The sequence below is a fragment of the Parasphingorhabdus sp. DH2-15 genome, assembly GCF_051668705.1.
In the GTDB taxonomy this organism is placed as follows: Bacteria; Pseudomonadota; Alphaproteobacteria; order Sphingomonadales; family Sphingomonadaceae; genus Alterisphingorhabdus.
Genome location: NZ_CP196351.1, coordinates 2,710,677 through 2,737,617, shown reverse-complemented (window position 1 = coordinate 2,737,617; position 26,941 = coordinate 2,710,677). Strand labels below are relative to the sequence as shown.

Sequence of the window (26,941 nt, the reverse complement as noted above, 5' to 3'; positions counted from 1 at the left end):
GAAAACCCTTTAATTTGCACTGTGAAAACAAAGTGAAAGTGCTTATAGTTGGAAGCCCAATAACTACCGAAAGCAGGAATATCGGATATTATCAAGCATGGCAGCTACATACGATTTTCATACGCTTTCAGATATCGACTTTGAGGAATTAGTCCGCGACCTCTTACAAGCTGATTGGGGCGTCAAACTGGAAAGCTTTGGGCCTGGTAGGGATCAAGGCATAGACGCACGTTACCTTAACGGGCCTGACAAAATAATTATTCAAGCCAAACATTATCTTGGCTCTGGTTTCGATGGTCTTTTGCGTACGGTCAAAAAAGAAGCGGCAAAAGCCATCCGCCTTCAACCAACTCGCTATATCCTAGCTACGTCTGTGTCTCTTACACCTGATCGTAAAGACAAAATCGTTGAAGCGATGAAAGGCGTTCCTCTAGCAAAAAATGACATTTTGGGGCAAAGCGAACTCAACAATCTTTTACGGAAATATGAGTCGATAGAGCGACAGAATTTTAAGCTATGGCTTAGCAGCACGGCAGTGCTTGAACGGATACTGCATAGCGGCGTTTATAATCGCACTGCTGCTGAAATGGATATCATTAAAGAAATGATACCCAAATTCGTGAAAAACAAGAGCGTTAGTGATGCCGAGCAAATGCTTCAACAAAACGGCACGCTCATTATTGAGGGACCGCCCGGTGTAGGTAAAACCACTTTGGCTAGAATGCTGCTGTGGCTCCATGCAGAACAAGGGTGGAATATTTATGCAGTAGACTCGCTACAAGAAGCTCTCACTGTCGCAGACAAGAATGAGAAACGCCTTATCTTGCTAGATGATTTTCTAGGACAAGTTAGGCTGTCAAATGATCATGTGCGTAGTGTTGATACTCGTCTGCCACCTTTGCTCTCAAGAATAGCAGCGCATGCTAATTTAAGATTCATATTGACGACACGTGACTACATCCTTGCTCAAGCACGCGAGCTTGCATCGCGCCTATCTTCAGACCAGATCAATGCCCGAGAATATGTTTTGAACGTCGATCAATATACTCGCGGCGTCAAAGCTAAAATCTTATACAATCATCTCAGTTTTTCCAATCTTTCCTCTGACCAAAAAGCAGCGGTTTTATCCGAAGATTTCTACTTGAAAATCATTGACCACGAAAACTTTAGTCCACGGATTATAGAACGGATTACACAAAGCGATTTCCTATCAAATGCCGAAGAACCAATCACTCAAGTCATCGAAGACGCTCTCGATAACCCTCAAGTGATCTGGGAGCGGCCTTATCGACAACATATAGAAGAGGCAGGACAAGCTCTAATGCTTGCACTGTTCGTCAATGGTAGATCGGCCTCAGTGAAAGCTCTCAAGGCAAGCTATAAGAGAGTCAGTGAATCATTGGGTATCAATATCCATCCGGCCAATTTGGAGGCGAGTTTTCGGTCAACTTTCAAGACCCTTGATGGCTCGGTGCTAGGCGTGGTGCATGATTTCGCTATCTTTGTTAATCCTGGCCTACGAGACTTTCTCCAATCTGTTGTCATTAACGATAATCTAATCCCACTGATCTTGCCGTACATCGAGACCGTTGCAGAAATAAAAGAACTCTGGTCAGTTTTTTTGTCTACCGATCCCACGGAAGCAGAGAAATCGGCTCTTGCTGATAAATGGGTTGAGGCATTTGACCGGATGAAATCTGCTGATTTCGGTGATCGTTATGATCGCATTGATATGCTGGCTGATTTCTGCACTGAAATAGACTACGCACCATTTATAGTTCGACTTGAACACGCTATCGACGAATTTGAAAGCAGTTCGATGGAGAGCGATGAGGTGGGTGCCGCGTGTGCCCTCTTAGAAAAGACTATAAGTGTTACCTTGCCTTGGGAAGTTGAGCAGCGATTTCGAACTGTCATTATGCAATCAACCGCAGCTCTTTTGATCGACTCTGCAAATGAGCTCAGTTTTGAAGATATTCAAAGCCTTGATGATGCTCTGCATAGCTATGGTGATGATGGCGAACTAGCCACAGAAGCTAGTCATGCGGCCATGGCGAGCCTTGAGCAAAACCTTGATGATGAAATGCACCATTGCGATAATGTCGCGGAACTAGATGAGTTTGAAGAAAATTTGACCTCTTTTATGCGGAGTCGAAAATATCCTACTTTGAATGTAGCACGAGAAATCGATCGGCGCCGTGATGATCTAATGTCCGAAGGCCGAATGGAACCTGAAGGATCTTATCACCCTGTATCTAAAAAAAGCAGTCATCAAATCGAAGGCAACGATGAAATACGGTCAATATTCGGTACTTTAATCAAAGACTAATAGCAGAAATCCTGGGCATCCGGGCAGGCTCTATCGGCTTTGCCGACTGAGCCGCTTGCGCTGTCTCAGCCCATTCGGGTGAAGATCCCTGATGCGTGTCTTGTGCTGCCATGCGGCAGCGCGTTTTCTCGACTTTAAGAGCTAAGGGGCGTTGCCCCTGGCGCGTGCAAGGCATCCAAACGTATCCACCCATGCGCCTGCGCTGCGCGGACCCTCGTTCGGAGCCTCCTTGCACTTGCCACCCCCATTCTCGCCGAAGGGCAAGGGTTCATATGCGAACCCAACCCCCAAGGAGGATTGAAATGGAAGGACAAGATCAAAACCAAGAAGGAGACATCAGAATCTATGTGGCCTGTCTGGAGGCTTATAATAATGGCATACTGCACGGATGCTGGATTGATGCCGACCAAGACCCATACGACATATGGGGTGCGGCGAAGGATATGCTGAACGCCTCGCCCATATCGGGCGCGGAAGAATGGGCTATCCATGATTATGAAGGTTTTGAAGGATATTCACTATCCGAATATGAGGGTTTTGATGAAATTTCCAAGATAGCGGCTTTTATTGCTGAACAGGGCGCATTGGGCGGGGAGCTATTATCCTATTATAGTAATTTAGATGATGCCCAAAAAGCGATAGAAGATCATTATGCGGGAGAATATGAAAGCCTATCTGATTTTGCCCGTGAAGTAACCGAACAAAGCGGTCAGAATATACCCGACAATTTGGCCTATTATATAGATTATGAAGCTATGGCGCGTGACATGGCGATTAGTGATGTGATGACCATTGAAACAAGCCATGATCAAGTTCATGTCTTTTGGGCGCATTGATATGAGCAGTGCATCACAAAACTATCACCTCATATGGCAAGATATAGAGATTGAAGTGACCTATAAGCCATTAGAGTTTGATATGATCGCTTGGCTGGAGGTTAAATCTGTAGTGCCAAAGGCTGCGCCATTGCCAATAACAGAAACAGGTTATCTGTCCCATTATCATAAGCCTGGCCATGTAGAGGCGCAAGGTGGCGATGTGATAGCATTCGTTATGGCGTGGCTTGATAAGGAAGTTAAGAAGCCAGAATGGCAGCAATATAGTGAGAAGATTAAGCAATATGATCTGTTCTAATGATAAATTAATTATCTTTGCTATCTATTGATATATTTATATGTAAAATATAGTTTTAATGTTTATGCTAATATTTTGGAGAGACCTAATGCCCTATATAAATCAAAAAGATTTGCAAGAATATTTTTATGCTATTCGTAATTATAACAAAGCAATTAAAAGGTACTTGAAGGGCTCTCCCAGTACCAAAGTAGCAAGCAATGAATTGAAACTTAGTTATTTGAAACTAATATTAAGTTTAAATAATCCAAAACTACAAAAGTTGATTAATGACAACATTGAAAATATAGAATCTGATTTAAACAAAAATAAAAACACTGATGATATTATTAAAAAATTGACTAATGGTTCGGAAGTATCAGAATTAGAAAAATCTCTGGCAGATAATTTTGGCATGAGCAAAAATGATGTTATGCGTTTAATCGCCTCATATGAAAAATCAAACAATAAATTACATAAGTTTAGTATAACAGACATTAAGTTATATTTTGAGGGCTTACAAAATCATTTAATTTCAGAAGTGCCTAAAGTTCGAAAAGTTGACAAAAAAGATAAGAAAGCTAGAAAAAGAGACTTATTACGGGGTGCGTTTTCAACAACCTTTGGTGCTGGTATAGCCGCCGCAAACACTCTAATACCATCAACTTACTTATTTAGCTATAGCATTGCGGCAATTGCAATACATCAAGGAATTCGGGACTTTATCGGAGATCCCTCTTAAATAAATAAAAACAATATTTGCACGATAATAAAATTTTAAGTATATTTTTTATAAAATCAAAGGTGCAAAATGAACAATTTAATTAATAATTTCCATAAGGTCATTGATTGGCCATTAGTATCTAATAATGCTAATAACTCCAACTCTAAAAAGTCACTTAAACAATCTGCCGAACTAGGCGCTGCTTTTGGAGCAGTTTCTTCAGGTGGTTTGGCAATAACTTATGGGGCTTCAGCAATGTTAACTGCTGGTATAGCTACTAGTTCTGTAATTATTGGTTATTATGCAGGTAGCGCTGCTTGGAAGGCATTTAATCACTTACGACGTTAGTCGTTATTATGACTTGCTTATGGCGCGGTATAATGTGCGTGTGCTTAACCTGCATCTATCGGCAATCATGGCCATACTTTCCCCTGCTAGGCATCGCGCCTTTATCTCCACTATCTGCTGCGCAGACAGGCTTGGAGGGCGTCCAAGGCGTTTTCCGCGCAAACGCGCCGCCTCGAGCCCAGCCTTGGTGCGTTCTGAGATAAGCGAGCGCTCTAATTCGGCAAAAGAGTTACGGATTTGAAAGAAGCATTTGCCCATGGGCGTTGTTGTGTCGATGCCTTCGGTCAAAACCAAAAACTCGATACCGCGTTCTTCAAAGTCCTCGAAGACATCAAGCGCATGACGCAGTGATCGGAACGCGCGATCCATCTTCCAGAGCACGAGTGTGTCGCCTTGCTCAAGATGGCGAAGCGCATTCTCAAATCCTGGCCGCGATCGCGCGATGGCTGAAATACCATCATCGCTGAAAATGTGATCACACTCGGCCTTGGCCAATGCATCCAATTGCAATTCTAGCGACTGATCAGTGCTTGATACCCGCGCATATCCAATCCGCTTATTTGCTTTAGTGGCCATGTCATTTTTACGCAGGTTCTCACATTGGATTGATAGCGGAGAGTTCCTCACAGCTTGTGCCGTATCTGTCAAAAACGACCGTTTTTGTCACAGTCAATTCTAGCGGCTCTTTTCCAATTGCGGCTGACCATTTCAGCACTGCGATTTCAATGTAAGTTACTAGAAAAAAGCAATTATTTCAAGATTTTTCGTAACATAACGAAATCGCTCTCTCTCCTTATTCTTCTCAGCTTGACAAAAACGGTCGTTATTGTCGGCTTATAAAACACAGAGTTTACGGGTATGGAAATGACGTCATTGGCAAAAAGAGTTTTGGGCAGTTTTCTAGCAGCAACAATGTTGGCAACACCTGTTGCTGCCTGCGCTGCCGAAGAGTCTGCCATATCAGAGACTAATACAGCAACCGCCAATGAAAGCACTGACTCTGCTCCAAAAAGACAAGCAACAGAATTGTCGGTTCAATATGTGGGTGCGACTGACCTGTCATTAAATGGTGCACGTTTTGTTGCCGCAAATGCCTCACGTGATAAAGTTGCCGTTGTTGTATGGGGCGGAAACCGAATCATTCAACAAGAAGCCTATAAAGCTGCACTCGACCTAATAGACATGGGCGTGCCAGTGGCATTTGTGCTTGCTCCAGACACAAATGGTCTAGAAGGTGACGCTGGTTTTCAGATTTATGCCAAAAGTGAACCGCGATTTGATGGGGTTGTTGGTACAAATAATGCCAAGGATTTGCGCCCGCTTGTTCTCCAAAATGCTTTAGATGCCCACAAACAAGCATTCCCGCAGCATGTTGCCACTTTAACCGTTCGTTAAGACAACAGGCGACACTCCTAGTTCTTTAGTTGTAGAAGGCACTGCTGCAGCCATTTCAACTCCAGACGCACTCGAATTAAAATCTGAACTAACATTCGATACATTTGCAAAAGGGTTATCGGATGTAGAAATACCAGAACGCACGAACTCCGCGCGCTCAACTTCTATAGGAGAAAACTTCTCATTTGCAGACACCCTAAATTGAGCTTCATCATCTATGCTAGCAGCAAGGGCATTAGTATTTTCACTGACACTACGATCGCTCTCTAATCGGCTAGCGCTTTTGGCTGCAACGTTCTCTGCGACGTTCTTGAACTGTTGCTGGGCTGCAGGGTCGTCTTCCAAGTTATCTGCGAACGCTTGCTCTTCAGATGTAAGCGGTTTGCCTTGGTATTTTTTGACCGCGATATTCGATGCCATTTTGGCGATATCTATGCTCTCGTCGATCTCTGCCTCAGTTTTGCCTTGGGCACGCATTTGTTCTTTGAGTAACGCCAGTTTTCCAGGATCATCAAGCGTATCTCTGATATCTTTCCATTCGCCAATAGAGAGGCTAATACCACCAACGGTTACGCTTTCGCTTCGTGATTGCCTGAGCTGAACGCCAAGCTCTATTAATTCATTAGTTTTATCGCGCTTTTCACGCTTTTCGCGCAAAAGCTCTTTTTCTTCTAATTTATTGCCATCAACTTCTTGTGTTCCCGCACGGCCATTTGCTGCGCCAGCACTATCTGCAAAACCCATTGTGTCAAATGCTCTTGCGCCATCAAATTGCGTATAATCAACATGGTCTTGACCCGCTTCTACTCTGGCAAAAGGATTGTTCATACTTTGAAGAAATAATCCGACCATGTGTCAGACTCCATAACTCTTATTCTGTTTTGCTTTAGGAGGCGGTTAAACCGCACTGTCCTCCCAACTCATTAAATTATATAGAGAAAGTCTTAAAAAAGATTATGGAAATGCTCGCATTTGAAGCAAATTTAGCTCAAATTTTATCTATTCAACGGAAGCCTTTGCGCACTGCGCCATGACGAAGTCGAGATAGGTTTTTGCAGCCGATTTAATGCGCCGATCTTTCCATGTGCGAATAATGGCGGCATTTAATCCATCGGGCGCATCGGGATGCTGCAAGACTTTGTCTGGCAACAAGCCGTCGGACCAAGCTTCATCTATTATGCTCAGATGTTCATCGGTGAGAGTTACGCGCTCTTGCGGTCTACGCGCTGATGCTTGATCTGCATCTGGCAGCGCCGCCCATCTTTCCAATACATAATCAAGCTGACTGCGGCGTGCACTCACAATCTTACCGCTTAGCCAAAGGGAAATTGTATGACCTTTGAGAGTTGTCGGGCGCTCAGGATCATGTGCCGTCCCGCGCATTAGAGCCGTCGGCCCAATGCCTGTGCGTTTGCGCTCAGAGATCAGCTTTTGTCTTAGCTCATTGGTAATGGGAATATATAACGCCATATATGCGAGTATATCGCAGCCATGGCGCAGATAATTTATATTGCTTCATCCATCCACAGGGTTTCTGAATGAGCTCTTTATTAATAGAAGTGATATAATCGTAAAAGGATAATGGGGTAAGGATTATTCCATTCCAGCAGGACGTAGCTTGACAAGCTCAACGGTTGCTTCCCCCAAATCATGCCTAGGCACCGCATCAGCAATGATATCCCTTTGCATCCCAAGGAGAGGAAGTTCATCACTATCAACAAATGCCTTTTGCCAGCACCAATTGGTTTCCGTCGGGAAAGCATGAACGCGCTTAAGCTCGCCTACTGGTTCACCTTCTACACCTGTTGCTGCTACAAAGAAACGTACTTTCAAATCCTTAAATTGTGGCAATATTTCTGTCATACTTAAATTATGACAAAATTGCTAAGATTAGTGCAAACTTCTCGTCTAAATAACTGTTTTATAATTATAATTAGTAATAATGAAAATCCATGAAATACCATTTTGCTCCCTCAAGAGACCTTTGGTTTTCTGGCATGGTTGCTTGCAACGAAATAGCTCCGGTAGAGTTCTCGTTTAGAAGGTAAGCCTTATTCCCCTTGTCGGCATACAAAGTGCCCTTCCAGATGAATCGGCAATTATCAGTACCCAAAACAGGAGCAACATAAAAACCGTTGATGGTGGCTCCACTCATTCGTGCGCCTGATTGAGTCGTGAATGTTCCAGAAAAAGCTATTGTTCTATTCCCTAATCCTTGTCTTTTATGATCTAAGTTACTGGCAAATATTCCGTCATGATTGTCTATGTCACTGTTTTTTGGAGACAGGTAAAAGTCGGGTTTTTCGGCCATCCATGTGACTTTTTTGTTTAACTCTAAATCCCGTTCTAATTGCCCAGATTTCGACTGCATGATGCACGCAATCATTTGTTCGTCAGCCGTTTTTCCCGATGGTGAGAGATACTCTTCGTTGCCATCAAAAGATGGAAGTGGATTACCCAAACTTCCCCAGATAGTGCCAGCAAGGCCGAGAATTGCCAGACTCCAAAACTGAAAAGTTAGTTTTTGTTCTCGCTTGCGCCAGCCTTTTGAAAATTGTTTTTCGGTTTCTAATTTCTCAGTCAGTATATCCGCATTTTCAGACCATAATTTAATTGCATCTTGATGCTTAGAAAGTGAAGACGCGAGTGATTCATTAGATGCTTCGAGATCAGCAATCTTTTGATCTCTAAGTACCACTCTATCATCTTCGCCTGCTATAATCTTTTCGTATTTCTCTTTGTTTTCAATAACCTTTTTGAGCTGATTTGCGTTCTCATAAAATTTGTCTTCAAGTTCACTATAATCATCCTCCAAATCTTCGAGTTGTTTTTTTAACTTCCGTTCTTCCTCGTGGTAGCTATCCATTGATTCATCAAGATTGACCGGCTTATCATCTACGTTTTGCTCGAGAGTCTCAGACCTATTATACCGCGCACCATCACTTGGGATTCGATTTTTAGTCATTGTTAGTGCTCTCAATTTTCTTGAAAAAATCCCTGTCCGCAAAATAAGGTGTTCGCACCAAAAGATGGGCCCCCCGGTCGCGAATATACACAAGTTGGATTTGATTATCTTTTGTGAACGCTTGCAATAGTTCTTCAGGACGAAATAGGCTCCTTGTTTGCTTGGTTGTGCCAGAAGCCAATGACTGCCCTTGTGTTGCTGATTGCGATAGTGCTTCGGTACGAGAGCGATTTACGCCGTAAGCCATTGAATGCGTTCTGGTAACTGTTTTGCTTTCATTGGTCGTGTAAGTGTCAGATGTATTAAACCCAGTTGAGCGACCATATGTTGTGCTATTATTAGTGGAGTGCGTGTGCTGGTCTGACCAACCACTGTTTTTTCCGTCTGTTATAGAAAATGATGTCCCGCCGGAGGTGCCTTGGTTTGATCCTTGCGACGATCCACCACTTTTTGAAGTCGATGTTGGCAAGACTTGGTTTGGACGATTGAAATTAGCGCTGTTACCTTTTGATGTTGAGCTATTTGTGGCTTGTGACCAGCCCTCATTCTCGCCCTTTGAGGTACTGGTTGATGCCCCCCCAGACGTTCCTTTGGAGCTTGAACTACTAGTGCCAGATGTATTCGAAAAACTGTCGGTAACGGTCTTACCTGACGTATGAGAATGTGAGTTGCCAATTGTTCGGCTATGCGAGGTACTAAACGTTTCCGTTGTTGATGTCCCATGCGTTTTAGAGTCAGTCTTTCCTTTTGTTTCAGACTGGTTTTGCGTCATTGTGATTGTAGGCACATCGACTTCAGCTTGACCAACAAGCTCAGACACATATTTTGCCGTTGTCAGCTCATTCACTCCGAAAAACTGTTTCACACCACAAGCACCAAGGATCGTTTCCCATTCTTTGGGGTAATTAATTTTGAGTTGATTTAAATCCTGAATGATAAGCCAAAGCCTGAGACCAAAACTCGGTGCGTAAGTCAATGTGTTGACTATAGAAGGGAACGGCCCAAGCTGAAAAAATTCGTCAATCATCATCAACACTGGCAGGTGTTCTGATTTCTCAAATTTCTTACTTCGCTCGATATATTGAATAATCTGCGCGCATACTAATCTAAGCCAGCGTCCTTGCAGCTGCATCATGTCAGTTGGCAGGCACAGATAGACCGTTATGAATTGCTCTTGATCCCTCAATTCGCTCAACTCAAATGTCGTATCGGGATCAGTGCTGTGAACCAGATTATCCCAAAGTCGCGGATCATTGAGGAAATCAAGATTGGTCATGACATTACCAAGAACATTGCCGCGTGTTTGATCGCCAAAATTCCTGATTTTTGAAGCAGCCTCACGGACGACACCCCCAAATTCATCCATTGCTGCCATGTTATCCAGCAGCATCTCTTGTGCCATTGCAATATCAGCTTCAAAATCCGGGTTATCTTCACGCTTGAGTTCGACAAACTCATTGAACAGAGTGATATCACCTGATGCGCACGTCTCTCTCAATTTCATCAGGGTGCGTTCTTCAGCTGGAAATTTCTTCAAGATGTAGAGAATGACATTCTGAATGAAATTGAGAGCGCTTTGCTCCCAAAAAGGCTCTTTCGATGCTGGATTGGGAACAACAATACCTGATGCGATAGACTGTGCAGCGGAAACCACATCCTTGTCGTCATAGGTTGCCAATGCGCCTAGTGGGTTAAATGTACCGCGCAGGTCATCAGGGATATCGGCAACACCTGCCGGATCAAGCACGATGACTTTTTGACCGAGCTTGTCTTTCCGATAGGCGGCAGTGAGTTCTGCTAGCTCACCTTTTGGATCAACAACCACGGCACTGCCCGGATAGAGAAGCAAATTAGGAATAACGGTTGAGATTCCTTTGCCGGAACGAGGCCCTGCGCAAGTCAGAAAATTCAAATCCTCATACCATCCAAAAGGTCGCCCGGAAAGTGAGCGGCCTAGCCAAAAGTCACCTTTTTGATAGCCTTGTTGGTCTATCACCTTTTGAGGAACCAGCCTAGCAGTAGCTAATGGCCTACGGTTTATATCGGCATCAGCAGAAACAATAGAATTCGTCATTTTGGGACTCCAACTCAGAACGCCCGAAACTCAACTAGAGCTTAAGACTAAGGACTAGGAATAGTTGTTATTTTGATTGCTTGCTGCGACCACAGGTAAATCACGACAGCCGAAGGGTGCCGTGATTTGATTTTTCAGATAGTCAGGAAACTCTGGTTTAAGTGAAGGTTGAGGTATGTTGTCATTGATATGACCATTGAGCACAGCCATTACGCGCCCATAGTCACCCTTAACAACAGCCCAAAACAAGTCCTGGAAAGCTATATCTTCTTCTGGTTCACAGCTTTCATACATCCTTTGTGCATGGTCTGCCAAATCTGTTTCACTGCACCAGTCAACTTTTGCCAGTTGGGTAACCATCATCCAGAATTTATTATGCATGGTGACAGGGTAGACTTCACCGCAAGAGGTGCGCACCGCCTTTGATGATAGGCGGTGTGCATAATAAATATCATCATTGGCGGTTTCTTGTTCTATCGCTCTACCTCTTTGTTGAATTCTTTCCTCACCATATTTTTATTGCCCTCTCGGACATTCTCTTTTTCTGGAGCTTTATATTTATCCATTTTAGCAAGGCGCTGTGCATCACTGCGACGTTTTTCTGTAAAGCTTTGAAAATCTTTCTTTTCTGCGTTTGCTTTTTGAAGACCGCGTCCACCTGGCGTGTTCATCTCCAGCGTTTGTTTTGGTTTATGATCCTTAATCGCCTCTGGAATCTTATCCGAAGGATCACCCGCCATTGTCTTTCTCCTAAAACAGAATCGCAGGAGCGCTAATATCAGAAGTGGATAAAATATTCGACAGCTATGACAAAATAATCTTCGTCATTAAGAAAATTAATTATTTTATCATTAGAAAACCATCTCATCATGAGCATGCGATCGTATGCAAATCTCATGTTTATTTTATTGGTAATTTGACGCGTTAACGAATCAACTCTTGGTTTTGATTTGAAATCTTATTGTAAATATAATATTATGGCAAATAGAGAGTAGCCAGATGTGTTTTTGTTAAACAAAAACTAAATGCTGCATTGCACTTACATTTCTGGCTTTCGCATGTGTGGAGCTTGTTTTGAAGAAGATCGGTCGGCCTATAATGGACGAACATGAAAAGCGCAGTGAGACACTTGCGCTTCGCCTGACGCTCGCCGAGAAGACCATCCTAGAAAAACAAGCTGCCAATGCGGGCATCAGCTTAGCGGCCTATGTACGCAGACTGATGCTTAATGCGCGTGTCCCCACATCGAGTGGAATTCACGACGCAGCAATACTCACAGAACTTAATCGTCTCGGGCTTGAATTTAATCGTGTCGCTTCGGCTGGACTTTCGGGGTGTGACCCTCAGCACCTTGACGCCTTGCTTATGAAATTCAATGAGACATTGGCGAAAGTGAGTAATGCATATGGTTCCTAAGATTGCTGCCAAAGGAACCAGTTTTAAAGGTGCTGCTCAATATTATCTGCACGATAAAGATGCAGATACGAATGAGCGCGTTGAATGGGCAGAGACACGCAATTTAGCCACCGATGATCCTGATGTTGCCTGGCGCGTCATGGCCGCAACCGCTATGTGCCAGCATAGATTAAAAACCCAAGCTGGCATTCCTGCAACGGGCAGGAAATCAGATAATGTTGTGCTAACTTATTCTCTTGCATGGCATCCCGATGAAAAGAAGCATCTCACTAAAGAGGAGATGCAACAAGCAGCATATGATACGCTTGACGTACTTGGCGCAGGTAAGCATCAAGCATTAATCGTATGTCATAATGATGAACCGCACCCTCATGTGCATATCATGGTCAATCGTGTGTCTCCCATTGATGGGAGAATGCTATCATCATCCAAAGAGAAATTAAATCTATCGAAATGGGCACAAGCCTATGAAGAGCATCGCGGTAAAATATGGTGCAAGGAACGAGTGAAGAACAATCAAGCCCGTGAAGTGCTTAAACAATTTACACGAGCCGCCAAAGATAAACCTCGGCACATTCACGAGATAGAAGCTAAGGCCAAAACCTTAGCGCAGCGAAGACCAGAAGAGGCAAAAGCACTAAGCCAATCCGAAAAAGAAAAAGATTTGGCTCTCTCACGTAAAGGCCGTGAGATGCAGAATAAGCATAAGCAGCAATGGGATGAATTAGCTGCAGGCCATAAAGCTCGTAAGGCTGGAATCACTGCAAAAGTAAAAAGCAAACAGAAGCAATCTAGGCGTGATATTTTAGAAAAAAATAAGCCTGTGAAGCAAGGTATGAAAAAAAGGCATGACGCTGAGCAACGCCTATTTGAACGTCGTGAAAAAAGGCTTTTGGGTCGCGTTAAAAATATTGTTTCTGGAATACGTGAAAAGCAAGCCCATGGTGAAGAGCGGCAAAACACTGTTGGGCGCGTGTTTAAGTTAATGTCATCGAAGCAAGCAAGGCATGAGAATTTAAGCAAACGGCAAGCCAGAAACATTCGCAAATTTAATGCAGATCAGAATAAAGAAATTGCAAAATATCATGCTTATTTCAAAGCGGTTGGTAATAAGCAGAAAGAGAAGAACCTATCTCGCTTTTATCAAGAACGAAAAGACATTAAATTCAAGCAATCTATGGACAATGCGAAACTCAAAGCCGAATGGAAACAGCGCGGCGTTGACCGAAAAGAAGCTTGGAGAGAATTTAGGATTGGGCAGTATTTAACTAAGCATGGCGTTGGCAGAACAGGTATGCCGCATGATCGCAAGAGAGGGTTTGAGCGCTGACTAATTAGTTTAGCTAAGAACGATAAAAGCAAGTTATTCTAAAGAAAACTTTGCACTATCTCCTGAATTGTTGTTTGTTTAAGGTATGGATAGTCAATTTATAGATGCAGGTGATGAGCAGGTTGAGGATCTTGGTTTCGATCCAGATTTGCAGAATTTACTTTTAGAAGCGGTGCGTGGTGGACCAAAAATTACTGATGCCCATCTGCAAATTCTAGATAATGACTATCTTATCGGTGGAACAAAAACCAAAGTTCATTGCTATGCGCCCTCATTGGATGCGCACGGTCGGATGAAGCCAGAACCATTGGCGGAGTTTCTCTTTCAGCGAGTTGTAGAATACGCAATTCCTAGAAAATCGATAGAAGCTGCGCAGAGGACATTTAACGAAACTGGCTCGCCTGCAGCAATTATTAAGCTTCATGCTCAGGCAAAAGACGCGTTTACAGATTTGAAGAAAAGTGGCGAAGGAGGAGAGTTCTTACTCTTTGCTCTTGCCGAGGCTGTTTTCAATTTAACGCAAATCTTGTGCAAAATGAGTTTAAAGACGTCCACTTCCATGCACTATCATGGAGCGGATGGCGTCTATGCTTCCGCCGATAGCGACGGGTATCTAAATGTCTATTGGGGGGAGTCAAAACTTTATGAAAACCCTACGTCGGCAATCACTGACTGTCTCAAATCACTTGCACCATTTCTGCGTGAAGAGTTTGGTAGTGGAGCTACCAATGCAAGAGACATATTCCTAATCAATGAATATGCTGATTTGGGTAATCCTGATGCTGTTGCTGCATTAAAGCGCTTCTTTGATCCAGATCACCCCAAAGCGAAAAATCTTAGATTGTGCGGATTTGCCTTAGTTGGGTTTGATTCTGATAAGTTCCCACAAGCCGAAGATGCTGGTATTTGGAAAGAGATTGAAGCTTCTTTGAAAGCTGAAATACCCAAATGGCAAGCTCATGTTGGGAAGCGTGTGGGCGAGGAAAACCTATCGATCTTTGACATACATTTTATCTGTGTGCCGCTCAGATCGGTCGAGGAGTTCCGAAAAGTATTTTTGAGTATGCTAAGGGGTGAGCAGTGAATACCTCTGAATTTCGCGAATGGTTGCGTTCTGATGACGGTATAGCAGCGGAAATATCTGAATTGCGCCGATGGAGCGCTCGCCGAGCTTTTGGCGAAGGAGTTATTGAATCGCCTGATAATACTCATGAACGTGAACCAGCGTGGCAAAGACTCCTCCTTGCTTCCAGCATACTCGCTGAAAGCGATCAACGGGTTGAACTAGAAGTGGCCGTTATGGTCGCGCAGGCTGCATTGGTGTTTGGTGAAAAACCTATATTGAGAGATGCAGGTGCAGTTATACTATCGCAGCTCGCTAATCGTAGGACAGTTGATATGGCCGTCCAAAAAGAAATTATCGCCCCGAATTTGTCAGGAAGGCTTGGCGTTACAGAAATGCTGCTAAACACGCGGCGCGCAATTGAAACGACTATAACTATTAACGAGAAATCGGTGATTAACGGTAGCGAGTTTCAATTTGATTTATGGTCGAAATTGACAAACTCAGATTGGACTTCGGCTACCGCCCCAACGGCTGCAGGAAAGACATATTTGGTTCTAAATTGGTTGTTGAGTGAGTTTGAAAACAAGCGATCAAAGTTAGCAGTTTTTCTTGCGCCCACGCGTGCATTGGTTGGCGAAATCGAAAAACAAATCATAGAAATGAGTGAGGGGTTCAGCATCCCAAGTTTGAGAGTTGCTTCCTTGCCTATGAAACAACTTGGCGATGCCACTGTGCCTACGATATTGGTGTTAACTCAAGAGCGACTACATCTATTTTTCAACGCATTCGACGATCCCCCAGCCATACAAATTGCGATAGTCGACGAAGCCCAAAAGCTAAACGATGGGAGTCGCGGTGTAATACTGCAGGACGCTATTGAGAGAGTCGTGCGCGCCAATTCGGACTGTAAGTTTGTTTTCCTTACGCCCCATGCAAAAAACCCCGAAGCTCTCTTGGATGATGCACCCAAGGAAATTACTGGTGCGGTTGTTCCAGGGATTACTCCAACAGTCACACAGAATTTGCTGCTTGCGAGGCAGGTATTTCGCAAACCGCAAAAATGGGAGCTGACGCTATTCGAGGATCAAGACACCAAAGAGCCAGTTGGTACGTTTTCTCTGCATGAGAAACATGATGGGAGCGTATTAAAGAAGCTGTCCTTTACAGCGCTCGCTTTGGGAAAGGACACGTCCGGCACGCTTATTTATGCAAATCGTGCAGGCGATGCCGAAAAAATTGCCTTTCAAATTTACGACGGGTTGATTGCGCAGGGCAAGGTATCTGACGCAGCGCAAGATGAAGAGCTACAGGACTTATCGGATTTCTGTCGCAGCGCCATTCACAATCGCTTTCTGCTGGTCAAATTGGTTAAGGCTGGTGTGGCCTTCCATTACGGAAATATGCCAACGATCCTTAGAAACGAGATAGAAAGGTTATTTAGAAACGGAAAAATTCGATTCTTAGTCTGTACATCGACATTGATCGAAGGCGTTAATTTAGCTTGCCGCACCATAATAATGCGAGGACCAAGGAAGGGGGTGGGCACGCATATGTCCCCTCAAGATTTTTGGAACTTAGCAGGGCGTGCAGGCCGCTGGGGTGCAGACTTTCATGGGAATATTGTGTGTGTCGATCCCCATATTCCTGATGCTTGGCCAAAGGGCGTTCCTGCGAAAACGGCTTATCCGGTTGAACGGGAAACTGACACGGTTCTACAAAGTCCTTTAGATATCGCGCAATACGTTAAGGATCGTAAGATCCTGGCCAGTATAGCACATAATGAACGCTTTGAGCCGGTATCTGCTTATCTAATGGCATGGCATACCCGAAATGGGACCATACTCGACGCACCTTCTGTCAAGCGTGCAGATAATGACGATGTTGTAGCTCTTGAAGAGGCCATAAAAGAAGCGCTCAGTGAGGTTTCTATTCCGCAGGAAATAGTGAATGCTCATCCTGGTATCACAGCCATCTCAATGCAATCTCTGTTGGCGATGTTTGAAAAGCATACGACAGAGCTAGAACTGCTACTTCCACCCTATCCTGGTGATGATGATATAGTACTCGGACTAAAACAGGTGTTCGAGCGCATTGATCAAACCTTAGCACCAGCTTTTGGAAATGATGGGTTGCAGTGGGCGGCCGCGTATATAACGAGAGACTGGATTCGCGGGAAGAAGCTGGGCTTTATGATAAACGGTGCAATCAGGCGTGAACGAGATAAGAATCCTGGGGAAATCAATTACGCTAAAATTATACGGGACACGATGAAATTCGTTGAGGAATTTGCTCGTTTTAAAGCGCCAAAATATTTGGCTGCCTACTTGGATATTTTGCGATTCCATTATGAAAGGTGCGACCGAATTGCCGACTTCCCGACTGACTTGCCTTTTGATCTATACCTTGAATTTGGCGTGAGTACCTCAACCCTTCTCTCGTTCCTAGGCCTTGGCCTTTCGCGCACCAGCTCGATAGAAATAAGTGACTTTCTTGCGAGAGATGACCTTGATGAACAACAGGCTTTTGATTTTCTCGCTAGTGAAGAGTGGGAGAGTCTCGATATTCCAAACTTGGTCAAACGTGAAATCAGGGAGCTAGTTAAGCGCCACGATAATATGAGGATTCGGACTGCTTTGCAGTCCTAAAGTATGACATTCAGACCTCTTAGAAACTGGTGCGTAGAGAGCTGCCATGGGAACTGATAGCAAGACGCTTTGCATTTATTGTGGTGTGGTGAAAACAAGCGCAGAGTTTTCCGATGAGCATATTTGGCCTGATGCTCTAGGCGGCGACTATCTTTCTGAGTTTTGGCGCACGCGTAATGTCTGCCGCCGCTGTAATTCGATGGCTGGCGTATTTGTTGATGGTGCATTTATTCGAGGCTGGGCAGGCAATACTGAGCGCGGTTCCGGTGCGCACGAGTATATGTCCCTTACCGATCCAATGCAGACTCTACTTCCACTCGATTATCTTGGGAAGTTATCAGATGAAATTACCGAGAATGGGGAAGTAGCTGATTTGTGGGTGTGGGCCTGTGGGGCAACCATTGTTCATATTAGACCCCAAGAGTCCGAGGAGCTTTGGACTTCCTATTTAGGCGGCGATCCGAGAGCAAAGAAAGTGAAAGCTGGCCGCGCTTTTATTGCCCTAGCATCTGACACAGAATACTGGATTATCGCTGCACTCGCTTCGTTCGCTAAACACTTCAAACGGGCAGAGCGCTACGTCGTGAATATGGATATCCCTGCTAAATGGAAAGCGTTCAAGAACATAAACCGTAGAGACTCAAAGCAAGCAGCAGATTTGAGGGTTATTGACGCGATTACTGATGCAGTCACGGCCGAAAGGAAGATAAAAGCTCAAGTGCAAATTCGAGCAGATAGCGATATTCGCTTTCTATGTAAGGTCGCACTAGCGGTAGGTTGCCAGCTATTTGGCTCTGATTTTACCCACCATCCGCACGGCCATGATCTCCGCAAAGCCTTTCGTCAGGCTAACGTCAAACGAAGGCGTGAAATTCCAATAAGGGGAACAGGGTATTTCGCTGCAAATAAGAATCCTGATTTAGAGGTTCTAACATGGAGCGGAGCGTGGCATCTACTTCTACAGGCTATTGATGAAAAACTGGCGCTAACCGTTGTCACACCATCTGGTCGCACTATGGGAATACAAGTCACCGACGACAAAGAACTGACTGCACGCTTGCCTGCTGAATATAGAGATGGGAATTTTTGGTTGACCGTTCCTTGTCTTGGTAAGGCTGTCGGACCGTTATCTTTTCCAGATTACATAGCTCACTGCTTGAAGGCACGACCTAATGCAGAATTAGCCGCTGTCGAAAACGCAAGGATTGACCCGTCGTCTTTGCCAGACTGTTGATGGCTATAGCTCAAGTGGTTTTGCCGAATACTCTTCGCCATAATCGCTTGATTGGAACCCACTCTACAACGCCCTTAAATCGAAATATGATCAGTTCAGAAGCATCAACGGCTACACGGGTATATCGTATGTGACGGTAATCCGGGATGACTTCGGAAGCTAAGTATTGAAACGGAGTATTCCGAAGTGATAGACGTCAGGCATATTTAGTACTTCTTGAACTAAAACAGCTCAATTGACTTTGTATTGCCGACTACTATCCAAGAGGAGCAGTGCAAGGCAGATCAACTTGAAAGTGGAGGACTTGGGGTAGTGGTGCCTGCAATCGCTTGCAACGAGAGCGGGAGGGCGTCATCGAAACTGCCACGAGCTACCTTTTTGCCGAACGCCTACAATCAACGAATCCGCAAATTCTTCTACACAGTACCTACACAGGCCAATATAAACGATTTTTTATGTTGTATTTCAATACTTTAGGGGAGTCCTAAAATATGGAGCGGGCGAGGCGATTCGAACGCCCGACCCCAACCTTGGCAAGGTTGTGCTCTACCCCTGAGCTACGCCCGCTCGGCGGCCGAATCTTTTGTTCTTCGGCAGGTAAGATGGGCGCAGCTAACATGGGTTTGCGCATCCGGCAAGAGCCTTTTTTCATCATATCACCAAACATCGTCATATTGATTGTGTTCAGGCGGGTGACATTCGCTGCAAGCCACCCTATTTGGAAGGGTAGAGAATAGGTTTTGCGGCATTTGTCCCGCATTTTGGCAACATTGTTTACGGAGAAATATTGTGGCGACTATGGGAATGTCCCCTGATCAGCAAAAAGCGATTGAGGCTTTCAAGAAAGATATTGTTGAGCCAAGCATGACAAAGCTGGTGATACTCGATTTCTGGGCTGAGTGGTGTGGGCCATGCAAACAGCTTGCGCCGGTGCTGGAAAAGGTTGCGGCGGAATATGCTGATAAAGGCGTAGTGCTGGAAAAAATCGATGTTGATGCCAATGGCTTTATCGCCAGCCAGTTTCAGGTTCAGTCTATTCCAACCGTCTATGCGATTTTTCAGGGCCAGCCAGTGGCCAACCTGACCAGTGCGCGCACAGAGACCCAGCTGAAACAATCGCTTGATCAGCTCTTGGCGAAACTGCCGATCGAAGCAGGCGCGGCTGAACAGCAAACCGATATTGCGCCTTTATTGGCCATGGGCGAAGACATATTGACCAGCGGCGATGGACAACGCGCCGCCAGTATATTTCAGCAAATCGTCGATATGCAGCCCGATAGCGCGGAGGCTCAAGCAGGTTTGGTAAGAGCGCTGGTTGCTGCCGGCATGGTTGAAGAGGCTCAATCAGTGATGAGCGGATTGCCAGACACTATGCAGGGCAGCGAGCAATTGAAACGCGCTGCATCGGCGCTTGCTCTGGCTTTGGAGACCAATGTTGAAGCAGGTGAGGCCGCGCGGCTCGCTGCGGAGGTACAATCTGCGCCGGATGACCATCAATTGCGGCTGGACTATGCCAACGCCTTATGGGCAGAAGGGCAACGCGACGAGGCAGCGGATGCGTTGCTTGCGATTATCAGCGCGGATAGAGAATGGAATGAGGGCGCTGCCAAAACCCGCTTGCTGCAGATATTTGATACTGTTGGGTTGGAAGACCCTTGGGTAGCAACGACACGGCGCAAACTTTCCGCCATATTGTTCGGTTGAGCAAAACCATGGTTGCACAGCGCATCACAATCTTTCCACTGCCGGGTGTGATTTTGTTTCCCGGCCTGCAATTGCCGCTGCACATGTTTGAACCGCGCTACAAAGCTATGGTGACAGATGCTATGGCGCGTGATCGGCAAATCGGCATGATCCAGCCATTGGATCAAGCCGGCGCATCGGATGATAAGCCAGCGCTCTACACAATGGGTTGCCTGGGCCGCATAGCCGATGTCGAAGTTCTGGATGATGGGCGGTATAATGTCATCCTTGATGGTGTTGCCCGCTTCCATATGCTGCGCGAGCTGGATGTTACGACACCCTTTCGCCAGGTTGAAGGCGAATTAATCGAGGAAAACCCTGCGGACCTGACATTGGAAAAAAGCAAGCGTGAGGCGCTGGAAAAACAGGCCCGCGCCTTTGCTGATGCGCAAGGTTATAATGTCGATTGGGAATCGGTGGCCAGTCTTGATGATCTGTCCATGGTCAATGGCGTGGCGCAGATTGCACCATTTGACGGCGCTGCAAAACAGGCCTTGCTGGAAGCCAATAATCTGGCCGATCGTGCACAGCTATTGGTGCAACTCATGCAGTTTTTCGGCCGCCGCGACAGAGGCGATGATACGGTAACGCTGCAATAATGGCCGGGTCAGCCAAGCAAAACAGCCAGCGGTACTTCTGATGCGTTTTGAAGTACTGGCAAGAAACTGGCGATCAAGCCATCAATAATAAATTGTGCTGCCAATGCGGCCAAGATGACACCTAGCAATCGTGTAATTACCGCTTCAACTTTTTGACCAACCAATTTGAGTAATGGTCCGGCTGCGAGTAGCGCGAACAAAGTCAACAACAGAACGGACAAAAGCGCGCCGCCGATAACCAGTTGATCCTCCAGCTTTTCATATTGACTGAACAAAAGCATGATCGTGGCGATAGAACCCGGCCCTGCAATCATGGGCATTGCCATGGGAAAGACGGAAACATCTTCGGCTTCGTCATCATCTGCGACAGCTTGCGCTCTACTTTCGCGTCGCTCTGTGCGTTTTTCAAACACCATCTCCAGTGCGATAATGAACAGCATGATACCGCCTGCGATGCGAAAAGCATCGAGCGTGATACCTAAGGCATTCAGCAGATTATTGCCGAACAGAGCAAAGATTGCGAGAATGAGTGCAGCGATTCCAATCGCACGAATGGCCATATCGCGCCGCAATTTCGCCGACGCATCACTGGTCAGGCTGGCATAAATCGGTGCGCAGCCTGGCGGATCAATCACAACAAAAAATGTGATGAAAGCAGAGACAAACAGTTCAAGCATTTATGGTTGTGGTTTCTCGGTTGTTTGGCGAATTGTGCCAAGTTCATCATTGATGACGGTGATATATTCGCCATCTTTCAATAACTCAACATTAAGCGTTCGCGTTCCGTCAGGCCTTTGAATGGCTTTCCAGATAAGGGTGCGGTCGAATGAGTGACCAGAAACGGTTTTATGTGCACCGCTTATATTGATCGCTACTGGTAGAGGATCTCTCGGTTTGCGCTTTTTGGTTTTACGGCCATTGCGCTGAGCGCCGCCCCTGTCGCTGGGTGGCGATTGTGTTTCGCCCTGTGGCAGGCCGTCTTGTTGCGCGTTCTCATTACGATCATTTCTGCGCTGGGCACGCTGGCAATCGCCGCGCTGACTGGTCACAGCATTGGCCTCACCATCAACCGATGGCACGTTTGAAGCATGATCGAAGACCCATTTATACCCGCCTTTTCTCTGGCGCTGCCAGATGGTCGTGTAGTAACCGGTTTCACTGCCATCAATAGATGACCATGCCCCGCGCGAAGCGGCTAGGCTGCCATCACATGACATAATGACGTGATAAGGGTCCCATGTTGGGGATTCAGCAGGGTCTTTGCGATTATTCAGCCATTCAGCAACGCTTTGCAAATTGGGGGTAAAACTGAATGCATCATCGGTCGCCGTTTCACGAAACGCTGTCCAGAGTCCTTCTTCTCTGGCCAACCGTTCGAAGCGCGATTCCGCCGCAACAATGACACTGGGGCTGGATGAAGGAACAGATTGCCCCCCTCTATTCGGGCGATTTTGGGAGGTCTGTGACCTGTCTTGAGCAGCCAAGCTGCTGGCTGACAACAGGGCAATCAGCCCCAAAAATATGGTATTGCGCACTTTATACTCCCACTGGGTCGGCCAAGCCGGTGCGGCGATGAGCGGCCACCAAAGTATTGCGCAGCAGACAGGCAATTGTCATAGGCCCGACCCCTCCGGGCACGGGTGTGATGGCCAGAATATCGCTGGCCAGTGCCTCTTTGGTTGCAACATCACCCACCAGCCGACCCTTGTCCGCACCAGGCTCGGGCGGCAGTCGGTTGATACCAACATCAATAACAACGGCCCCTGATTTGAGCCACGCGCCCTTAACCATCTCTGTACGGCCAACGGCGGCGACCACAATGTCTGCCGTCTTCACCAGATCGGGCAAATTGCGGGTGCGGCTGTGCGCAATGGTGACGGTGCAATTTTCATTCAGCAGCAATTGCGCCATGGGTTTGCCAACAATATTGGAGCGGCCCACGACAATGGCGTGCAGGCCGGAAAGATCACCGCCGGTTTTTGCGCGATAGGTATCCTTCAACAGCATTAGGCTGCCCAAAGGTGTGCAAGGCACCATGGCGCTTTCACCAACGGCCAGTTTGCCGGCATTGATGATGTGAAAGCCATCCACATCCTTTGCCGGGTCAATCGCGGCAATAACGGCTTTGTCATCCAAATGGTCCGGCAAAGGCAATTGTACCAATATGCCATCAACCTGCTCATCAGCATTGAGGATTTCAATCAGCGCCAACAGGTCTTGCTCGCTGGTAGCGGCGGGCAGGCGATGTTCGAAACTTTCCATCCCCGCCGCGACACAGGCCTTATGCTTGGAACGGACATAGACATTGCTGGCTGGATCATCGCCCACCAACACAACCGCCAGCCCCGGCGCGCGGCCCAATGCACCGACAAAGGGCGGCACCATATCGGCGACGCGCTGCCGCAAATTGGCGGCAAAGGCTTTGCCATCAATAATATGTGGGCTGTATGTGGTCTGTTCGGGCGCGGTGTCTGTCATAGACAGCGCTATATGGCGTGTGTAATGATTTATCTAGAGCCAGACCTACTAATTTGTGCATGGGATATTATACAAATAAGCCGGTTGCATATATTAGACCTGCTGAGCAATATCTTCTAGCACCCACAGCAATATCTGTATGCCAGCCATTATCACAATAGGCGAAAAGTCAATAGCACCAGTATCAGGCATGAACCTGCGCACAGGTTCCAGTATTGGATCCAGCACCTGATTCAATGATGACTGGATAGCGCGAACTGCCTCATTGGCAGGTGAAATTACATTGAACATGACCAATAGGCTCAACACAAAGTTAACAATGATAATGCCCAAAAAAATAGTCAGTAGGTAACTAAGAATTTTTGTCAACAACAGCAGCATGGGGGATATATCCTTATTAGAATGTCATTACCTAGGTGTCTTGCTTGAGTAATACCCCTAGTCGTATCCCGCATGATCTGCAAGCAAAAGCCGCGGTTTTTCGACCAACGGCTTTTGTTGGATCGGACTGATATGGAAGTAACAGACTATTGGGTGCCATCCAGCCACCGCCCAAAGCGCACCAGCAGCACAATCACCAAAGGCACAAGGATCATTGCCAGAACGATTTTCGCAATCATCTGACCAATAAGCAGCTGCGTGATCGGAAATTCGCCGTAAAAGGACACGGTGATGAAGATTAGCGTGTCGACAATCTGGCTGATAACGCCAGCGATAACCGCTCTCAGCCCCACCCATTTCCCGGTAGCGCTGGTTAAGCGAGAGAAGAGAAAGACATTGAGAAACTGGCCGACACCATAGGCCATGATACCGCCAACCCATATGCGCGGTGTTGACCCCATAATCTCATTAAACGCTTCCAGCGTTTCAGATGGCATTTCGGGGGCAGGTTCCAGCCAGAGCACAAAGAATGTCAGGAAGATGGAGAAGATCAGCGGCCCAAAACCATAGGCAACCAAGCGGTTTGCTGCTGTACGTCCATGCAGTTCGGCAATCGCGCTGGAGATCATAACCAATAAAATGAATGCAAAAATTCCAGCCTCGACATGCAATTGGCCAAATATTTCCACTTGCTTATTCGCCAATATCCCGGCCAGACAGACCATGCCGCCATAAAAAACCGAAAAAGCAAAAAGGGACCGCGGGACAGTGATTGTTTTTTCATTTGTCATGATCAAAATTCTCTCCGAGCCAGCAAGGCCCAATCTCTCCCCCTAACATATCGGGCAGTAAAACCATGACTAACGTGCATTTCCTCTCGCACAAGTGGTAAGGCATCGTTATCCTGCGCAAAGAACAGCTTTGCGATTACGTTTTTCCGGGGGCAGATATTTATGGCAATTTTTATGAGTTTAGCAGGCATGGCGGTGATCTTGCTGCTCGCTATACTGTTATCCAATAATCGCCGTGCTATTCGCCCCCGTATAGTGCTGGCGGCATTCGGCTTGCAGGCAGGCATCGCCTTGCTGGTCCTTTATGTGCCGCAAGGCAAGCTGGTGATTGCCACCATGTCGACCGGCGTGTCAAATTTGCTGGGCTTTGCGGCTGAGGGGACTGGCTTTATCTTCGGACCATTGGCGTCTCCGGATATTGGCGGCAACAGTTTTGCCATAGCCGCATTGCCGGTCATCATCTTCTTCTCCGCGCTCGTATCCATCCTTTATTATCTCAATATCATGCAGTTCATTATCAAATGGGTGGGCGGCGCGATTGAGACTATTACCGGCGTTTCTAAAGTGGAATCCTTATGTGCAGCGGCCAATATCTTTGTTGGTCAGTCTGAATCCCCTCTGGTCATCAAACCCTATTTGCGCGACCTGACCCCGGCGCAATTGTTCACGGTGATGAGTGTCGGCATGGCAGGTGTCGCGGGCACTATTTTGGTGGCTTACGCAGCGATGGGCGTAGAGATTAATTATCTCCTCGCCGCCGCCTTCATGTCTGCACCGGGCGGCATTTTGATGGCAAAAATCATCATGCCGGACGATCCCGCTGATGCTGACCGCAATGCAGTTTTGCCTATGGATGTGCAATATGAAGATGAACCACCGGCCAATATCATTATGGCCGCCAGTATGGGTGCGCAAACGGGTGTGAAACTGGCTGTCATGGTTGGCGCTATGGTGCTGGCTTTTGTGGCATTGGTGGCGATGGCTAATGGCTTTCTAGGCTGGGTTGGCGGCGTGTTCGGCTATGAAGGGCTGAGCTTTCAACAACTGGTTGGCAATATTTTCGGGCCGATCATGTATCTGCTGGGTGTTCCATGGGAAGAATCGGGCGTTGCGGGCGGTCTGTTCGGCACCAAAATTGTACTGAACGAATTTGTTGCCTTTATCTCATTGGGTGAAGCGCAAGGCCTGTCAGAAATCAGCGTTGCCATCACCACTTTTGCGCTGTGCGGCTTTGCCAATTTCTCATCCATTGCCATCCAAATGGCGGTGACGGGAAGTCTGGCCCCGAATCAACGCCCCGTGATTGCGCGCTTGGGCCTGAAAGCCTTGGCCGCCGGATCGCTCGCCAATCTTATGAGCGCGGCTCTGGCCGGTTTGTTTATTGGGCTGTCATTCTAGCTTAGGGTTTTATGTTTATCGCTTTGCCGGTGGCGAAGCTGTGATAGCGCCAATATGAAAATAGCCGTCAAAGCCTTTGGGTGCGGTGTCGTCATCTGCATGCCAAAGCCCCATAGTTACTGATTTCTGACCATAAGTGTTGGCCTTGCTAGTGTTAGGACCACAAATAATGTCATCGTCGGTAAGGTTGTTATGGTCTAAACTGTGGTTTTCCAAGGCTTCCGGCGTCAACCTACACGACCAGTGTTCGCCCGCATGATTGGCCTGTATCAGGGTCAGGGCAGGCGTATATTGCGCCAATCTTGCGGCCATTGGATCGAAAATTGCACCATCCCAATTTTCTTGAGCTTTTTGTGCATGCAAGGAGCCAACCAACACGATAACCCGATTATAGGGGCGAGCGATGCTGGCCACATAAATATTTTCCGCCTGCGCCGCTTCATGCGGCCCCTGAGCTAACAAATGTTGGAATTTACTTGTTTGCTCGGCATTGCGAGTGCCATTAAAGGCGACGATATTGATATCGCTGCCTTCAGATTTGAATTTGTGAAGTCGTACCAACATATTCAGCATCGCTTCACTAGCAACACCATCATCTCTGTTGCTCCAAGACGCAACATTATCGAACAATGCTTCGCGAAATTGTGCATGCGGTTTACGCCATGCCGTTTGAAACCCATTATTGGTTGTCGCGCTAAACTCTATGGCAAGCAGGACAGTTTCGTCTCGCTCTAGAAGTGCACAAATATATTCTTCAACGGCTTTGGGTGACTCGCTGGTTCCATGTGTTTCGCCAAAAACGAGAATTTTATCGCTCGAAACTGTCGCTATATCCTCCCATCCTTGCAATGGGCTACAAGCAGTTGCAGCTGCCAATAATAATGCGTTTAGTATGGCCATAATATCCCTTCT

28 protein-coding genes and 1 tRNA gene are annotated in these 26,941 nt (G+C 46.4%); 14 read left to right on the top strand and 15 right to left on the bottom strand.

Translation table 11 applies throughout. The features are described from left to right. The first annotated feature begins 97 nt into the window (after nucleotides 1–97). The 5 genes from ACR9YC_RS12765 to ACR9YC_RS12745 all read left to right on the top strand — a co-directional run bounded on the left by ACR9YC_RS12765 (nucleotide 98) and on the right by ACR9YC_RS12745 (nucleotide 4,514). On the top strand, nucleotides 98–2,329 hold the full coding sequence (locus ACR9YC_RS12765) for a restriction endonuclease (protein WP_438728248.1): 2,232 nt from the start codon (nucleotides 98–100) through the stop codon (nucleotides 2,327–2,329). Between the two features lie 302 nt (nucleotides 2,330–2,631). Then, a complete protein-coding gene (locus ACR9YC_RS12760) occupies nucleotides 2,632–3,165 on the top strand; it encodes an antirestriction protein ArdA (RefSeq protein WP_438728246.1) in 534 nt (177 codons plus the stop codon). Between the two features lies 1 nt (nucleotide 3,166). Further along, nucleotides 3,167–3,463, top strand: coding sequence for a hypothetical protein (locus ACR9YC_RS12755; protein WP_438728244.1), 297 nt, complete (start codon nucleotides 3,167–3,169; stop codon nucleotides 3,461–3,463). Nucleotides 3,464–3,551: 88 nt separating this feature from the next. Continuing rightward, nucleotides 3,552–4,184: a hypothetical protein gene (locus ACR9YC_RS12750; RefSeq protein WP_438728242.1), complete on the top strand. Its 633-nt coding sequence runs from the start codon at nucleotides 3,552–3,554 to the stop codon at nucleotides 4,182–4,184. A 69-nt stretch (nucleotides 4,185–4,253) separates the two neighbouring features. Next, complete coding sequence (locus tag ACR9YC_RS12745) at nucleotides 4,254–4,514, top strand: hypothetical protein (RefSeq protein WP_438728240.1); 261 nt, start codon at nucleotides 4,254–4,256, stop codon at nucleotides 4,512–4,514. A gap of 6 nt (nucleotides 4,515–4,520) precedes the next feature. Here ACR9YC_RS12745 and ACR9YC_RS12740 read toward each other — a convergent pair whose 3' ends face one another. Beyond that, nucleotides 4,521–5,090: a recombinase family protein gene (locus ACR9YC_RS12740; protein WP_438728238.1), complete on the bottom strand. Its 570-nt coding sequence runs from the start codon at nucleotides 5,088–5,090 to the stop codon at nucleotides 4,521–4,523. Nucleotides 5,091–5,372: 282 nt separating this feature from the next. Between ACR9YC_RS12740 and ACR9YC_RS12735 the strand changes: the two genes are divergently transcribed. Further along, nucleotides 5,373–5,909, top strand: coding sequence for a hypothetical protein (locus ACR9YC_RS12735; protein WP_438728237.1), 537 nt, complete (start codon nucleotides 5,373–5,375; stop codon nucleotides 5,907–5,909). On the opposite strand, the gene ACR9YC_RS12730 is transcribed toward ACR9YC_RS12735, so the two are convergent. The 7 genes from ACR9YC_RS12730 to ACR9YC_RS12700 form a co-directional block, all read right to left on the bottom strand. Further along, complete coding sequence (locus ACR9YC_RS12730; protein ID WP_438728235.1) at nucleotides 5,895–6,761, bottom strand: hypothetical protein; 867 nt, start codon at nucleotides 6,759–6,761, stop codon at nucleotides 5,895–5,897. The two genes, ACR9YC_RS12735 and ACR9YC_RS12730, sit on opposite strands and share 15 nt — an antisense overlap. 147 nt (nucleotides 6,762–6,908) lie before the next feature. Next, nucleotides 6,909–7,379, bottom strand: coding sequence for a hypothetical protein (locus ACR9YC_RS12725; RefSeq protein WP_438728233.1), 471 nt, complete (start codon nucleotides 7,377–7,379; stop codon nucleotides 6,909–6,911). A 123-nt stretch (nucleotides 7,380–7,502) separates the two neighbouring features. Next, nucleotides 7,503–7,772: a hypothetical protein gene (locus ACR9YC_RS12720; RefSeq protein ID WP_438728231.1), complete on the bottom strand. Its 270-nt coding sequence runs from the start codon at nucleotides 7,770–7,772 to the stop codon at nucleotides 7,503–7,505. Nucleotides 7,773–7,842: 70 nt separating this feature from the next. Continuing rightward, nucleotides 7,843–8,874, bottom strand: coding sequence for a hypothetical protein (locus tag ACR9YC_RS12715; protein ID WP_438728229.1), 1,032 nt, complete (start codon nucleotides 8,872–8,874; stop codon nucleotides 7,843–7,845). Next, nucleotides 8,867–10,948: a type IV secretory system conjugative DNA transfer family protein gene (locus ACR9YC_RS12710; protein WP_438728227.1), complete on the bottom strand. Its 2,082-nt coding sequence runs from the start codon at nucleotides 10,946–10,948 to the stop codon at nucleotides 8,867–8,869. The genes ACR9YC_RS12715 and ACR9YC_RS12710 overlap by 8 nt, the downstream gene beginning before the upstream one ends. 54 nt (nucleotides 10,949–11,002) lie before the next feature. Next, the gene (locus tag ACR9YC_RS12705; protein WP_438728225.1) at nucleotides 11,003–11,311 is read right to left on the bottom strand and encodes a hypothetical protein; all 309 of its coding nucleotides are present in this window, start codon (nucleotides 11,309–11,311) and stop codon (nucleotides 11,003–11,005) included. A 110-nt stretch (nucleotides 11,312–11,421) separates the two neighbouring features. Then, nucleotides 11,422–11,688: a hypothetical protein gene (locus tag ACR9YC_RS12700; protein WP_438728223.1), complete on the bottom strand. Its 267-nt coding sequence runs from the start codon at nucleotides 11,686–11,688 to the stop codon at nucleotides 11,422–11,424. Between the two features lie 358 nt (nucleotides 11,689–12,046). On the opposite strand from ACR9YC_RS12700, the gene ACR9YC_RS12695 reads away from it, so the two are divergent. From ACR9YC_RS12695 to ACR9YC_RS12675, 5 genes are all read left to right on the top strand, one after another. Continuing rightward, complete coding sequence (locus ACR9YC_RS12695) at nucleotides 12,047–12,364, top strand: plasmid mobilization protein (protein WP_438728221.1); 318 nt, start codon at nucleotides 12,047–12,049, stop codon at nucleotides 12,362–12,364. Beyond that, nucleotides 12,348–13,694, top strand: a complete 1,347-nt coding sequence (locus tag ACR9YC_RS12690) for a relaxase/mobilization nuclease domain-containing protein (protein WP_438728219.1) — start codon at nucleotides 12,348–12,350, stop codon at nucleotides 13,692–13,694. The genes ACR9YC_RS12695 and ACR9YC_RS12690 overlap by 17 nt, the downstream gene beginning before the upstream one ends. An 85-nt stretch (nucleotides 13,695–13,779) precedes the next feature. Beyond that, entirely contained in the window at nucleotides 13,780–14,778 is a 999-nt protein-coding gene (locus ACR9YC_RS12685) for a HamA C-terminal domain-containing protein (protein WP_438728218.1), read from the top strand. Beyond that, nucleotides 14,775–17,405: a DEAD/DEAH box helicase gene (locus ACR9YC_RS12680; RefSeq protein ID WP_438728216.1), complete on the top strand. Its 2,631-nt coding sequence runs from the start codon at nucleotides 14,775–14,777 to the stop codon at nucleotides 17,403–17,405. The genes ACR9YC_RS12685 and ACR9YC_RS12680 overlap by 4 nt, the downstream gene beginning before the upstream one ends. 46 nt (nucleotides 17,406–17,451) lie before the next feature. Next, nucleotides 17,452–18,639: an HNH endonuclease gene (locus ACR9YC_RS12675; protein WP_438728214.1), complete on the top strand. Its 1,188-nt coding sequence runs from the start codon at nucleotides 17,452–17,454 to the stop codon at nucleotides 18,637–18,639. A 492-nt stretch (nucleotides 18,640–19,131) separates the two neighbouring features. Here ACR9YC_RS12675 and ACR9YC_RS12670 read toward each other — a convergent pair. Continuing rightward, nucleotides 19,132–19,206 (bottom strand) — tRNA-Gly (locus tag ACR9YC_RS12670). A gap of 231 nt (nucleotides 19,207–19,437) precedes the next feature. On the opposite strand from ACR9YC_RS12670, the gene ACR9YC_RS12665 reads away from it, so the two are divergent. Further along, nucleotides 19,438–20,343, top strand: a complete 906-nt coding sequence (locus ACR9YC_RS12665) for a tetratricopeptide repeat protein (RefSeq protein ID WP_438731833.1) — start codon at nucleotides 19,438–19,440, stop codon at nucleotides 20,341–20,343. 8 nt (nucleotides 20,344–20,351) lie between these two features. After that, nucleotides 20,352–20,981, top strand: a complete 630-nt coding sequence (locus ACR9YC_RS12660; protein ID WP_438731830.1) for an LON peptidase substrate-binding domain-containing protein — start codon at nucleotides 20,352–20,354, stop codon at nucleotides 20,979–20,981. An 8-nt stretch (nucleotides 20,982–20,989) separates the two neighbouring features. Here ACR9YC_RS12660 and ACR9YC_RS12655 read toward each other — a convergent pair whose 3' ends face one another. The 5 genes from ACR9YC_RS12655 to ACR9YC_RS12635 all read right to left on the bottom strand — a co-directional run bounded on the left by ACR9YC_RS12655 (nucleotide 20,990) and on the right by ACR9YC_RS12635 (nucleotide 24,631). Then, nucleotides 20,990–21,658, bottom strand: a complete 669-nt coding sequence (locus tag ACR9YC_RS12655; protein ID WP_438728211.1) for a MarC family protein — start codon at nucleotides 21,656–21,658, stop codon at nucleotides 20,990–20,992. Beyond that, the gene (locus tag ACR9YC_RS12650) at nucleotides 21,659–22,516 is read right to left on the bottom strand and encodes a hypothetical protein (protein ID WP_438728210.1); all 858 of its coding nucleotides are present in this window, start codon (nucleotides 22,514–22,516) and stop codon (nucleotides 21,659–21,661) included. It lies immediately after the preceding gene. A gap of 1 nt (nucleotide 22,517) precedes the next feature. Then, complete coding sequence (gene folD, locus ACR9YC_RS12645) at nucleotides 22,518–23,459, bottom strand: bifunctional methylenetetrahydrofolate dehydrogenase/methenyltetrahydrofolate cyclohydrolase FolD (protein WP_438728208.1); 942 nt, start codon at nucleotides 23,457–23,459, stop codon at nucleotides 22,518–22,520. 93 nt (nucleotides 23,460–23,552) lie between these two features. Beyond that, nucleotides 23,553–23,750, bottom strand: a complete 198-nt coding sequence (locus tag ACR9YC_RS12640; RefSeq protein ID WP_438728206.1) for a YggT family protein — start codon at nucleotides 23,748–23,750, stop codon at nucleotides 23,553–23,555. A 236-nt stretch (nucleotides 23,751–23,986) separates the two neighbouring features. Continuing rightward, nucleotides 23,987–24,631 (bottom strand): queuosine precursor transporter, encoded by a 645-nt coding sequence (locus tag ACR9YC_RS12635; protein WP_438728204.1) that lies wholly within the window; start codon nucleotides 24,629–24,631, stop codon nucleotides 23,987–23,989. Between the two features lie 162 nt (nucleotides 24,632–24,793). Between ACR9YC_RS12635 and ACR9YC_RS12630 the strand changes: the two genes are divergently transcribed. Then, nucleotides 24,794–26,029, top strand: a complete 1,236-nt coding sequence (locus ACR9YC_RS12630) for a NupC/NupG family nucleoside CNT transporter (protein ID WP_438728202.1) — start codon at nucleotides 24,794–24,796, stop codon at nucleotides 26,027–26,029. A 15-nt stretch (nucleotides 26,030–26,044) separates the two neighbouring features. On the opposite strand, the gene ACR9YC_RS12625 is transcribed toward ACR9YC_RS12630, so the two are convergent. Further along, nucleotides 26,045–26,929 (bottom strand): hypothetical protein, encoded by an 885-nt coding sequence (locus ACR9YC_RS12625; protein WP_438728200.1) that lies wholly within the window; start codon nucleotides 26,927–26,929, stop codon nucleotides 26,045–26,047. Between the last annotated feature and the right edge of the window lie 12 nt (nucleotides 26,930–26,941).